Source organism: Escherichia sp. E4742 (assembly GCF_005843885.1).
Lineage (GTDB): Bacteria > Pseudomonadota > Gammaproteobacteria > Enterobacterales > Enterobacteriaceae > Escherichia.
Genome location: NZ_CP040443.1, coordinates 1162132 through 1175175, shown reverse-complemented (window position 1 = coordinate 1175175; position 13044 = coordinate 1162132). Strand labels below are relative to the sequence as shown.

The 13044-nt window shown below is 45.3% G+C and carries 12 protein-coding genes and 1 pseudogene; 7 read left to right on the top strand and 6 right to left on the bottom strand.

Annotated features, from left to right (window positions below; genetic code table 11):
* Position 1: 1 nt before the first annotated feature.
* The 3 genes from FEM44_RS05645 to FEM44_RS05635 form a co-directional block, all read right to left on the bottom strand.
* A complete protein-coding gene (locus FEM44_RS05645) occupies positions 2-235 on the bottom strand; it encodes a DUF905 family protein (protein ID WP_001278282.1) in 234 nt (77 codons plus the stop codon).
* Between the two features lie 5 nt (positions 236-240).
* Positions 241-918 (bottom strand): hypothetical protein, encoded by a 678-nt coding sequence (locus FEM44_RS05640; RefSeq protein WP_135523318.1) that lies wholly within the window; start codon positions 916-918, stop codon positions 241-243.
* Positions 919-1036: 118 nt separating this feature from the next.
* Complete coding sequence (locus tag FEM44_RS05635) at positions 1037-1921, bottom strand: GTPase family protein (protein ID WP_135523317.1); 885 nt, start codon at positions 1919-1921, stop codon at positions 1037-1039.
* A 113-nt stretch (positions 1922-2034) separates the two neighbouring features.
* Between FEM44_RS05635 and FEM44_RS05630 the strand changes: the two genes are divergently transcribed.
* Entirely contained in the window at positions 2035-2994 is a 960-nt protein-coding gene (locus FEM44_RS05630; protein ID WP_001601178.1) for a hypothetical protein, read from the top strand.
* A gap of 56 nt (positions 2995-3050) precedes the next feature.
* Here the strand turns inward: FEM44_RS05630 and FEM44_RS05625 are convergent, their stop codons facing one another.
* A complete protein-coding gene (locus tag FEM44_RS05625; protein ID WP_135523316.1) occupies positions 3051-3854 on the bottom strand; it encodes a hypothetical protein in 804 nt (267 codons plus the stop codon).
* Between the two features lie 2091 nt (positions 3855-5945).
* On the opposite strand from FEM44_RS05625, the gene FEM44_RS05615 reads away from it, so the two are divergent.
* Positions 5946-6677 (top strand): inovirus Gp2 family protein, encoded by a 732-nt coding sequence (locus FEM44_RS05615; RefSeq protein ID WP_135523315.1) that lies wholly within the window; start codon positions 5946-5948, stop codon positions 6675-6677.
* A 220-nt stretch (positions 6678-6897) separates the two neighbouring features.
* Here the strand turns inward: FEM44_RS05615 and FEM44_RS25115 are convergent, their stop codons facing one another.
* Entirely contained in the window at positions 6898-7047 is a 150-nt protein-coding gene (locus tag FEM44_RS25115) for a hypothetical protein (RefSeq protein WP_001421645.1), read from the bottom strand.
* A gap of 14 nt (positions 7048-7061) precedes the next feature.
* Here FEM44_RS25115 and FEM44_RS05610 point away from each other — a divergent pair, with 14 nt between their 5' ends.
* From FEM44_RS05610 to FEM44_RS05600, 3 genes are all read left to right on the top strand, one after another.
* On the top strand, positions 7062-7634 hold the full coding sequence (locus FEM44_RS05610; protein ID WP_135523314.1) for a hypothetical protein: 573 nt from the start codon (positions 7062-7064) through the stop codon (positions 7632-7634).
* Between the two features lie 68 nt (positions 7635-7702).
* Positions 7703-7936, top strand: a complete 234-nt coding sequence (locus FEM44_RS05605; protein WP_000958492.1) for a helix-turn-helix transcriptional regulator — start codon at positions 7703-7705, stop codon at positions 7934-7936.
* A complete protein-coding gene (locus FEM44_RS05600) occupies positions 7908-8117 on the top strand; it encodes a hypothetical protein (protein ID WP_135523313.1) in 210 nt (69 codons plus the stop codon). Before FEM44_RS05605 ends, FEM44_RS05600 begins: the two co-directional genes overlap by 29 nt.
* A 279-nt stretch (positions 8118-8396) precedes the next feature.
* Here FEM44_RS05600 and FEM44_RS05595 read toward each other — a convergent pair.
* Positions 8397-9340 (bottom strand): annotated as a pseudogene (locus FEM44_RS05595) (IS5 family transposase).
* A gap of 313 nt (positions 9341-9653) precedes the next feature.
* Between FEM44_RS05595 and FEM44_RS25110 the strand changes: the two are divergent.
* A complete protein-coding gene (locus FEM44_RS25110; protein ID WP_167850677.1) occupies positions 9654-12326 on the top strand; it encodes an autotransporter outer membrane beta-barrel domain-containing protein in 2673 nt (890 codons plus the stop codon).
* 100 nt (positions 12327-12426) lie between these two features.
* On the top strand, positions 12427-12798 hold the full coding sequence (locus tag FEM44_RS05585) for a helix-turn-helix domain-containing protein (protein WP_135523312.1): 372 nt from the start codon (positions 12427-12429) through the stop codon (positions 12796-12798).
* Positions 12799-13044 lie beyond the last annotated feature (246 nt).

The following is a 13044-nucleotide window of genomic DNA, read 5'->3' as shown; positions in this document are numbered from 1 at the left end:
TTTATTGCCTGAGAATTCCCTCACTGGCGAGATACGGATTTAGCTGTTTTCCGGCATCAGGTTCAAAATTCCAGCACCGCCAGCGTAGCTGCCCTTCAGCATTGCGGATAACCAGCCGGAAATGCGTTCCTTGATCATCCTCAATAAGCACATTGCGGTAAGCTGTTGTGACAGCCATCGCCTGTTCGCGTGAGAAAGGGCCTTCGGGCAATAAAACAGGGTGACAGTCCGACATACCGGCTATTTTCCGATAAATTCAACGCTGGCACCGGTGGCATTACCGTCAGCACCAACCGTGACGGTCACTTTGTCGTACGCACGGTCTTCAGGATTGAACACTTCAAACTCAACCTTATTGCCTTTTACTTCGTAAGAGCCAAAATCAGCGGTTTCTGTTGTTTCCTCGTCATATTCCCAGGCGTATGCCTGCCGGGCAGCCTGCAGGACGGAATCTTTATTAATGGCGGGTGTCTGTTTCGGGGAAAAACCGGCAAGTGATGTGACAAATTTCGGACAGACCTTCAGCATATCACCGCGGGTGAATTCCATTCGTACACCAAATGCCTGTAAAACGGACACATCACGCTCTGCTATGGAGTGAACGGCTTTTTTGACCATTTCCGGCGCCTGTCCGACTTCCACCTCAACAGCCCTGAATCCTGTCTGCTGATTACACATTTGTGATGTGGGGATCAGGTTACCGTTAATACTGATACGGTTGCCCAGGAGCGTCTGTACGCCATTCGGGCATCCCTGCATCAGGCCGGTAATACCAATCGTGCCATTTTTCAGCATTACCAGCGCCTGACCATCTTCCGTCATGGTCTGACACCAGCCGTTTTTGACAGCCCAGTTGCCGGCGGAGGCGGAGAATGATGCCACAGTGAACAGCAGGGGAAAAAGAATTCTGGTATTCATGACTGACCTCTGAAATTAAAGAGCGTGTTATTGATAATGACAGACGGTATACGGCAGTGGTTACCGTAATCCGTTGTCGTGCAAAGGTATACGGTTGCCACGGGGGACTCCGGGGCGCTCAGAACAGGTGATCCCACAGCGTGACCAGCAGGTGGATAATGCGGTCCCGGGTTTTGCGCAGAAGCTGTAACATCCAGGCCGGAAAACTGAAACGGGCAACGGCGTCGTCAAAACTTTTCCCGATGGTTTCACCAAAAGTCTGTTGTGCGTGTTTCTGGGCCTGTTCAGAGCGGTTTTCCCCCCGGATATGTGAATACACCGTGCTGGTTGCCTGTGGTGGCAGTGCGTGGATCATCAGCGACACAAACGCCGGAAGGTTCCAGCCGACAGGTGCGGCAACGGAGAGTACCGGAAATGATGAAGGGAACAGGGTTGCCACCCGGGCTGTTACTGTTGCCAGTGAGAGTTCCTGCTGACGGGACGGGCATTTTTCTGTGTCGTTCCATTCTTCAGCAGGAAACACGCGATCGGCATGGCTGAGAACAAACAGAAAACGCGAGGGATCTGCACCTTCATTCAGTAAAAACTGATGCATGGCAATATCAGCAGCATACGCACGCTCATCAGCCCGCAGGATCCAGATAATCAGATCCAGTTCCGGTAGCAGCTGACGATAAAGTGTCCGGTATTCCTGATCATGCTGCGGTGTTTCACCGATGCCGGGCAGATCGACCAGCGTCATTCTGCGCTCACCGAACTGAAGGGTAAGGTGATGAGCCTGACGGGTGCAGCCGTTCAGGGGATGCGTGGCACAGATACGGGACTGAAAAATGGCATTACACAGACTGCTTTTGCCGGTGCCGGATTTACCCATAATGCCAATCACTGGCTCGTAATGAATAACACCGTGGAGATGTTCAAGGATTTTCTGGCGAATTTCTTCAGGAAGAAACGTCAGATATGATTTCACTTGTGCAGAGAGGGAATAATGGCTGAATGACATACCGGTGTCCTGTTGATTTCACTGAACCGGATCACACTAATCCGGTTTATCATTCAGGTAATATGGGCGTATAATTATTTCCATTTTTAATGGAATATATTCAGAGGTAATAAATGACAGGATTATCTGAGCAGGCAAAAGAACTTCATATGATGATGGGGCGGAGAAAACCGCCGAAGATACAGGCTGTTCTTAACACCCGATACTGGAAAAATACAGAAAAAACGATAAAAAGAACTGTAGGTATGGATATTCATACACTTAGTTTGTGGTGTGGAGAACAATGTGAAAAGATGTTTATTTCAAAAGTGGCAGAAGTCTATATGCTTCACCATACGGCAGCAATATTGAGGCGTAAAGGAGTTTATGTGGATGTTTTTAAGATTCCCTCAAAAATAATGAACCCGCCTGAAGCGAGAGCCAATTGTACTGGTTGCCCTTCTTCTCAGAATGTCTCTCCTTTTTTTGCTGATTCTGAGCCCAACACCATAAAATTTTCTGAAAGTATAAGAATAAATCATTCATATACTCTAGTTCCAACCTATATAAGGAAAAAAGTCTCATCTCTGATGGGGGATTCAGAACTTCGTTATGTGTATTCATTTCCCGGTAGTTTATATTCTTATCTTCTTGAGAAACATCCATTGTCAGAAGTTAAAAAACTGATGGAGGATTTGCCTTCAACGGAAGATGAAAACTTCAGGAGGAGTGAAACAGGCAGCGAGTATCTGAAGGGGATTCTCGGTGTAAAAACAAGAGTATCTGAACTTTTTATAAGGCAGTTTTCTTTGCCGTTTAGATTTCTCCACACTAAAGAATATGTAAGAGACGTTATATTTAAGCCTGTAGAAAATGATATGTCGTTAAGTGAAGAACTGGCCCATGTGTTATTTTTTACATTATTGCATTCAGGTATAAAGTATCCGTTCACTTTTAGCCGTTTTTTCTCCGAAATGGAAAGTAAGTCCGATAATAATAAGAAAAGGGAAATTATACGTGAATATGTGAACGACGTAACGAAAGAATATGCGTTATGTATACCAGACATGGTTAATCTGAGGGGGGGGGAATAGTCAGTATCATCCCGTGCATATGATGTATGGCCGGGATGAAATGGTGAACGTGGTGGTTATTGTATCGCCCGGTATGCCCTGGTAATGAGCTCCTTTATGATTTCTGACTTACTTTTGTTTTCTTTCTGCGCGATAAAAAGAAGTTGCTGATACTGAAAATCCTTAAGACGAATATTTACCTGTTTATCCGCTCCTGAACTGACTGACATCTGTTGGTTATTCCGGGAGTGAATTCGCGCACGCGCCCGGCTCTTTCTTTTATAAAACGCTGCATTCATCTTTCTGAGTAACATGTTCTTTATGTCAATATCGTCGGCAGGGTTGTTTTCAATAAGACAGGTATCAAAAAAAGCATTAATGAGAAGCTTTCGTTCAGCATTATTCTGAGGCTGAATGTGTTGCAGGCCGCTCAGGGAAAATAATCGTTTTTTCTTAATGTAATTCCATGACCATTCTGTGTCATCAGTTCCCTCCTTAAAGTGTCGTGGAACGTGGATATTATCAAAGGTGAATGCCCATTCATTTTCCATACGATAACAGAACTGAGCTATCTGATTTATATTAAAACGGGAGCGCATGAAGGATATCCAGTCACGTAATACCTTTTTCCTTTTTTCATGGGTGTCAGGGTATGAGGGAAAATGGTATTCACGATAGGGTATTGATTCGGGCGCAGAACCGCGCTGAAAAATCCCCATCTTCTTATAACTGGCTTTACTGATATAAAGCCATACCCAGAACACGACTCTTTTATTATTCAACCACCCGGCGCCACCCCGTTTTGCTGTGGTTGTTGTACCAGGGAAAATGACAAGAAATATTTCTGGTTTTATTAAATTGGAAATGCCATCTGCGCTCATGTTTGTACCTCCATTAAATTATTAAATACTGACATTTTCATGATATGTCAGTCAATTAGTTTTGTGACATGCCCATGTCGTCTCAGAAGAACAATGACGAGTCTGTATTATTGGAGACTAAATACATGCTCTAAGGTTGTAACATATAAGGCCATGGAAATGGTCTTGATGGTGTATTATTGTTACATATACTTAACATGGTGGATTATGTTCTGCCCTGCCTGTATGTCCGGAGGACGTTGCTGTTCTGTGTGTGTCAGCGAGTGGTAAGATTAGCAGGAAGGTGGTATTGAGCAGGATAAAAGTATGCGATGTCTGAGCAAAGAAAAGCGTGTACGATGGGCGTCATTATCAGGATATCGGGTAACCACGGAAGGTTATTCAAAAAGGAAATGATGGATTACAGATGTGCAATATCGGCGCGGTTTTTTGGCGCGATTTTGTTTATTTTTATATGTCAGTACCATCTGTGACGTTGTCACATGGTGATAATTTTCAGGTGTATGTCCTTTATAACTGACAATATTTCAATGACGTATGAGAATAAACGGTAATATGCAGGCGCCAGTTCGTTACTGGAAGATATGTTTACGATGGTCATCTCTTATCGTTATTGACGGAAATCTGCCTGATGTTCATCTCTTTTATCCGACGGTCAGATTTACAGGGAGGAGATTCGCCTGAAAGATATCAGGTAATGCAGCTACCATGATAAGAACAGGTATCACTTCCTTTCGGGAAAAATAAATGTCCCGGTCTTCTGCATGAGAATGTTTGTCAGACAGAAATGCCGTCTGAATCAGTTTTTTATCGCTGCCTGTTCGTTCGGTAAAGAACAGGATTATCCCTTGTCCGACTCACCTGAATGAATATGTCAGAATGATGTTATACCGCCGTTGTGTTGTAGAAATTTTTCAGGTGAAAAACATCCCGACAGGGAAAATAATTCCAGAGTAAATATGCTCTGTTTTTAGAACAGAAAACTCCATGCTGGCTGTAAAAGTGAGAAATCAACACCCAGTATGTATGGAAGTCTGAAGATGTTGAGAATGTCGGTATGATACTATATACACATGTTTTTATTAAGTGTTATATACATATCTTTTTAAATAGATAATTCTACACATATTTTACTAAGTATTTTTACTAAGCATTTCAGTAAGTGTTATACACGTATTTTCTACTAAGTGTTTTACCAGACATACACGTGTTTTCATAAACAGCCCTATAAGTGTTTTCATTAAGCATTGCTGTACACATTGCTTTGTCTGAAACACATCCAGTTTAGTAAATCTTTACGTTAGCTAAAATCAGTTTAAAGCTGCTGTAAAACCTTTCTGTTTAAGCAATCAATCTGCTATTCGATTTTACTGATGTTGCGTTTAACCTTTTCTGAGTTTTTGTGTTTTTAGTCGTTAACCTGAGAAAAGTGTCTTTACGTAAAAACGCAAATCCGACTGAGATAACCTGGCGTGATTTACGGTGTGCTTACGACGATTTTGTTAAATGGTTTTATGGATTATTTTGTAACGATGAGATTGATAAGGTGATTAACTGGTCCTGGTGTTTTTTCTCAGTGCAAGGTGATTATCTTCATCATAAGGCTCTTTTTAGAAAAAGCGTGATGATTGGTTTTGGTGTTTTGATTCAGATGAGATTTATGTTATCGATGGTTAATCGTTTTTATGGTGTATTGAAAAGTAACGTTTTCAGGATAAGAAAATCGATTCTGATGTTGGTGGTTTTTGTTCTCGGGGCAGGGTTGTCTGTAAACAGGTTTTAAACGCGCTATTCGGCTCTGTGATTGCGTTTTGATGTTTTGTTTGCACGTTCTGTGGATCCGTTTCCCTTTTGACTTTTCTCGTCGTCCATGTCGTTTTTTAAATCCATTCATGCTGTTGTTGCGTGTTTTGCAGAGGTGTTTTTACCCTGTGTGTCAGCTGGATTCTCTTTTCGTTACGGGATGGTTTGTTCCGTTTCAATCACTCTTAATCAGAGAGTTGTAGCGTTGCTCAATGGCGGGATGCCGTAAAGTTTTACCGCGGTGATTAATGATGTGAAGTCAATCCAAATCAACGGAGATCTCTCATCATGAATCAACCAATACACAATGCTTACTGGTTATCCCGTTTTGAAAGTATTCTCAACAGTGCCCTGGCGCAACACCGTGCCGTCTCGTTAATCCGGGTGGATTTACGTTTCCCTGAGTATATGCCTGCCACCATCATGGATACCGATTTAGATTCAGCGGTGATTTCTCGTTTTTTCGAATCCCTGAAAGCAAAAATTCAGGCTTACCAGCGGAAAAAACGACGTGCCAACAAGCGTGTGCGTGCAACCACTCTGCGTTATTTCTGGTGTCGGGAGTTTGGCAAGGAAAAAGGCAGGAAACATTATCACGTGATATTACTGCTCAACAAAGATACCTGGTGCTCGCCAGGGGATTTCACCGTTCCTTCTTCGCTGGCGACGCTGATCAAGCTGGCATGGTGTAGCGCTCTGCATCTTGAGCCCTGGCAGGGTAATGGACTGGTTCATTTTTCCAGGCGGACGCCTTTCCGTAAACCGACATCATCTGATGCTCGCCCTTCTTCCGATGATACGCCTGTGCCTGGTGGATGTTCTGATACCCGGAAGGATTCTGACAAAAAGTCTGGTGGATCCGCTGTGCTCTGGGTCAAGCGTGGTGATGTGGAAGCGATGCAGAAAGCCATGGAGAGAGCCCTTTATCTCGTGAAGTATGAGACGAAGCAGCATGACGGTTCTGGTCAACGTAATTATGGTTGCAGTCGTGGAGCGGGGCGTCTACTGGATGGCAGGTGAACCCTGTAAAACAACATCTGGTGCCTGAGCTTATGCCACGGTAAGGGCGTCAGCCAACGCCCTTACCTCGTATTCTGATCACTCATTCTGAAGTCATGCAACGGTATTTTTATCTGCTTCCGCTCCTGGAAACACTCCGTCGGTAAAAACTTACCGCCTTGATTAATGATGTGAACCGAAGTCAACGGAGATCATTCACCTTAAACCCACCTCAGGAATTTTACACCTGTCTGGTCTCCTGACTGTCCTGGCATACGACATCTGCCATCCCCGGTTCCACGGTTATCACATCAACAATCTCAGTACACGACGCCTTCAGTTTCACCATACGCTCGTCTTTCGCTGGCGGGGATGCGTCGTGCGTTTCCATATGGAGCATATCTTATGAATGGTATCCCTCATTTCGACTATAGCCTGGCGCCCTTCTGGCCGTCTTATCAGAACAAAATCATCGGTGTTCTCAACCGTGCGCTGCGTGAACAGTCTTGCTCCCGGGTACGGCGGATCCTGCTTCGTCTGCCGTGGGAACATGACAACGCCTTCAGTGACAGAAAAATCTGGTTCGGTATGGATTTTATCGAAACCGTCAGTGCGCTGATGAATGCAACACCCGGACGTGACCTCTGCTGGCTCCTGACCCGTCATCCTGAAAAACCGGAATACCACGTGGTGCTGTGCGTCAGACAGGAGTATTTCGATGGCCCTGAACTGGATCGGTTGATTCTGGATGCCTGGAGCAACGTACTAGGCTTCGCGTCACCGGGTGAAGCGGCACCGTACCAGAAGCAGATAACACGGGATGTGGTGCTGGACAGTCGTTCATCGGACTGCGAATACATCCTCAAAGAGTTGATATGGGCGTTCAGTGATTTCGCCCGCGATCGTCGTGGTGTGCGCGAACCGGAAGCCCGTTACTTGGTCGGTAATCCCTGGTATCCCGTAGCAGGCCAGTTCTGAAAGCACAGTTCAGCAGATTAATCCGCATTTGCACAACCTTCATAAATCTCATAAAGGACATTCTGACCATGTTGACCACAACAAGCCACGACAGCGTATTGCTGCGTGCCGACGATCCCCTGATCGACATGAACTACATCACCAGTTTCACCGGCATGACCGATAAATGGTTTTATAAGTTGATCAGTGAGGGTCATTTCCCTAAACCCATCAAACTGGGGCGCAGCAGCCGCTGGTACAAAAGCGAAGTGGAGCAGTGGATGCAGCAGCGAATTGAGGAATCACGAGGAGCAGCAGCATGAAACGTGTTGTAATACCAGTACGCTGGCAATGTGCGAAATGCCGGCGCTGGTATTGTGGAAATCAGCCCTGTCCCTGGTGCTGGCGACACTCCCGCTCATCTTTCTGCTGACACCCTCTGGTCAGCCAGCGGACTATCGTCATTTCCTGACCGATTCGTCATTCCATTTTTATTGTCTGTAACTAGCATTGCACCGGTGTTGGCCTGTTTGCCTGCGTGTCTGCACCGGTTCAGTAAAATTAGAAAAGGAGTATTTGTCAGCGCCAGTGATATAAGCCGTAACGGCTAACAATCTTGGCGTTGACACATTCTGCGCAAATAACAGAAGCGTTACTTTTAGTGACGGGGTTATCCAATACTTTTCTCGACAGTGTCTATGCAAGCGATGTAAGTGGTAACTGCTTAGGGCTTTGTTGAATAAATCAGATTTCGGGTGAGCCTTTCTGTAGCCGGTTGGGTTTTCAGGCAATTCGCACGCTTTCTGACATGCCAGCCTTCGTCATTTTGTGCAGGGCGCGCGTCATAGCCAGTACCTCTGCAACCTGACCATCGTAGGTACGCAATGTCAGTGAACCACCGAACAGCTGTTTTATCCTGTACATGGCCGTTTCCGCTATTGAGCGCTGGTTGTAATCAGCTGTTCATTTCCACCGGGCATTGCTCCCGCTCAGTCACTGGTTCGCAACAGCACGATTGCGGTCTGCGTATTCAGCGGGCCAGTAACCTGCTCCCTTTCGCGGAGGGATAAGGGCACTGATTTTCTTACGACGTAATTCATCATGATATAACCGGGGGGGTAAGCGCCGTCCGCAGCGGCTGACCTGATTTTTCGGTGAGTTTGCCTGCTTAACCCGGGGAATGCCTCTGAGTACGTCACGTTGTTCAGCGAATATGATTTTATGTGTGTTGCTGTCAACTGCCAGATGGAGTTTCCGCCAGGTACGACGCCGTTCTTTGCCGTGTTTTTGACTTTCCACTCACCTTCACCGAAAACTTTCAGCTAGGTGGAATCAATCATCGGATACGCGATCTCATGCCGGGTTGGTGTTTTAAAACTGACGTTAACCAACTTTGCCCGCTTGCTGACACTTGTGTAATCCAGACAGCACAGTGGGGCATTCATCAGATCAAAAGTGGAATCAATAACCCCCAGCGCTGTCTGCAAGGCCTGCTGAAATAAACGTTTAAATATCAGAATAGTGGTGATGGCAAGGCCAGAATAGCGCGTAGGTTGTCCCGAGAGTTGGGCGTTGCTGATTCATACCAGGCCTGAGTGGTTTTCTCGTCTAACCAGAAAATGATGAGATCATAGTTGACGAGCGCTTTGTTGTGGGTGTTCCAGTTGGGGATTCTGAACTTACAGGACGACCTATGTTGCAGGATGATGTGTGTTTTGCCCCTTCAACTCAGCAAAAGTTCGATTTACTCAACAAACTCCCGTTGCTGTATAAAAAACGGTTGTTACGTGGGATGTTTTTAGTTTTCTTTGTGCTCCTCAATAATTTCAGAATAGCATCAATTGATCGGTCGGAGCGATCAATAACAACGGTTGCGATTGTTTTTATCTATCATTCATCAACAATTGATCGGCAGTGTCGATCAATGGCATTTTTCTGCTACAATACCACCATATAAAACAATGAGTTTTATATGTCATGATTAGTGTATTTTTTCGTCTGTATATTCAGAGAGTAAATGTATATTAATGGGACGCTTCGATGAAACACCACAATAGACAAATAATGAAGTTTTCAGCTTTATACTCAGTAATGATTCTATCCGGAATGTCTTTTCCGTTTTGTTCCATTGCGGCAGGAGGAATGAATACAACACAGTATACATTTAATAGCGAGTATAATCTTACTGATGGTGATACCATCAAATTCACAGCTCAACCAAATGTGAGCACAGCAAAACTATCTATAAGTGGCAGTGGAATCCTGAATATTGATGGGAAAAACAGCCTGTTAACCTTTGACAATAGTGGTGTCAAAGGACAGGGAGATATGCTTATTGCTGGTAAACTAAATATTACCAATGGGGGCGGTTTTAATGCATTTGGTACTGACCCGAGAATGCTGGTAGGCGTAGGTTCTGAGGGCAGCGTTATAGTTTCAGGAACAGGAAGCTATTTGACTGTACCATATACAGTTGTAGGTAACACGGCTAAAGGTAATATGTCCATCAGTGATGGTGCTGCCGTTACCCTGAATACGTTGAAAGTGGGATATCAGGCAGAGGGAGTTGTTCTGGTATCAGGGAAAGGGTCTACTCTGACAGTAAGTTCTGATTCAGATCCGATTCGTCTTGGTTTTTACGGTGCCAATGGTAGATTAACTGTTAATGATAATGCTACCGTTACAACACCATACTTTGTTTTAGGTAATGATGCGACTAATCATTCAGGAGAACTCATCATTGGTTCTGGCGTGTCAGAACCTGCCTCCGAAGCAGGTATCATTAATGCAAATGAAATAAAATTCCGTAATAAGGGGGTATTAACACTCAATCACACTAATAATGATTTCAATCTGGTATCTGATTTATCCAGTAATGGAAAACTAAATACTTCAGGAGATTTTGGAACTATTCAAGCTATCTCGGGAACAACCAGACTATCTGGGAATAACATAAATTATAATGGCTCCATCAAAATAGATGATAATGCCGTTATTGTTGTCTCAGAACAGAAAAACCTAGGTACCTCAGTAATTACTGATAATGGACTTTTAACCATTGATACCGCAACAGACTGGCAACTTACAAATGATGTCGGTGGAATCGGTAATGTCCGTAAAACCGGCTCTGGTTCACTGACCGTTGGCAATAATGCTGCCTGGAGCGGGCAGACTGATATTGATGCAGGCACACTGATTCTGGGTAAGGCGGATGACCCCGTCATGCTCGCCAGCAGCCAGGTCAATATTGAAAAGGATGGTATTCTTACTGGCTTTGGTGGTGTCACCGGGAATATGACCAACAGCGGCACTCTTGACCTGAGAGCTGATGCTCCGGGCAATGTGCTGACTGTTGGCGGCAACTACACCGGTAATAACGGCACGCTGCTCATGAACACAGTTCTGGGAGATGACACCTCCGCAACGGATAAACTGGTGATTAAAGGTGATGCATCCGGTCAGACCCGTGTGGCAGTTACTAATGCTGGCGGTACAGGAGCACAGACACTCAATGGTATTGAACTGATTCATGTCGACGGTAACGCCGACAGTGCTGAATTCGTTCAGGCTGGTCGTATAGCTGCCGGTGCTTATGACTACACGCTGGGGCGTGGTCAGGGAAGCAACAGTGGTAACTGGTATCTGACCAGCGGTAAAAATACGTCGGAACCAACACCGACGCCTGACCCGGACTCCAAACCTGAACCTGCGCCGGGTGGTTATGATAATGACCTGCGTCCGGAAGCTGGCTCCTACACGGCAAATATGGCTGCAGCGAACACCATGTTCTTGACCCGTCTTCATGAACGTCTGGGGCCGATGCAGTACACCGATGTCATGACCGGTGAGACGAAAAATACCAGCATGTGGATGCGCCACGAAGGGGGACATAACCGCTGGCGTGATGGTACAGGCCAGCTGAAAACACAGGGTAACCGTTATGTTGTTCAACTGGGAGGGGACATTGCACAATGGGGCTGGGGAGAAACTGACCGCTGGCACCTTGGTGTTATGGCCGGTTACGGTAACGAGCATAACAATACGGACTCTGTGCGCACCGGATACCGCTCAAAAGGCAGTGTGAACGGATACAGCACAGGTCTGTATGCCACCTGGTTTGCCAATGATGAAACACATAATGGGGCTTATCTGGATACGTGGGCACAGTACGGCTGGTTTGACAACCGTGTGAAAGGCGATGGATTGCTGGGCGAGTCTTGGAAATCAAAAGGTCTGACGGCTTCACTGGAGGCCGGTTATACCTGGAAAGCGGGTGAGTTCAGCGGCAGCCATGGCAGCCTGAATGAATGGTATGTTCAGCCTCAGGCACAGGTTGTCTGGATGGGTGTAAAAGCAGATGAACACCGTGAAAGCAACGGTACCCGTGTTGAGAACACCGGTGATGGTAACGTCCGTACCCGTCTGGGTGTGAAAACCTGGATTAAGGGACACAACAGAATGGACGACGGTAAATCCCGTGAGTTCCGTCCGTTCGTAGAGGTGAACTGGCTGCACAACACTCGTGAATTTGGTACCCGCATGAACGGCGTGACGGTACATCAGGACGGTGCCCGCAATATCGGGGAAGTGAAAGCTGGTGTTGAAGGGCAGATAAATGACCGTCTGAATCTGTGGGGTAATGTGGGTGTTCAGGCTGGTGACAAGGGGTACAGCGACACCTCAGCCATGCTGGGTGTGAAGTACACTTTCTGAGTACGGTAAATATCTGACAGGCAGTCGCGGCCACGGACGGCAGCGCCTGCCTGATACACGGCCCATGGTTTACAGTTTACTGATAATGTTTTGACTAAAAATGAATAACAGTAATATTCCTTGTTATGTAAGAAGTAATATAGAAGGGCATAATATCACTGCTCATATATGGGTATATCCGTCACTGACAGAGGTTGAATGTGAGGTGCTTGAATTATTAGTGAAAGGCTATTCGGTTACCCGGATATCAGAGAGCAGGTTTCGCAGCGTTAAAACAGTTTCATTACAGAAACATCAGATTTATAAGAAGCTGGGGATCAGTAATGACATCACATTCTGGCTAGATCTTTCATTATCTTCCCGTGTAAAAATGAAATTTACCTATAAAGATGGAACAGTTAAAGAGTCACCACTATCATGTCTGAATAATGTATCAAATATCGCGCATAACATTTCATGTAAAAATACTTAACAGGAGTAAGGGTGCTCCCGTGATAAAGTCAGATAAATATTTCTTACTGGTATAGACCTGGACATTATCCCACGGTCCCTGTACGGCCGTGCTTTTTTTCACAAGAGAAGCGATCATGCAAAATAAATGATGTTTACGTCAATTTTTAAATGTAAGATATTTATTTTCTAATAATAAGAACAGACAGAGAAACTCATGAGCCGGAGGGCGATAAGAGTGAAATATGAATTTATATCCGCAGACAGG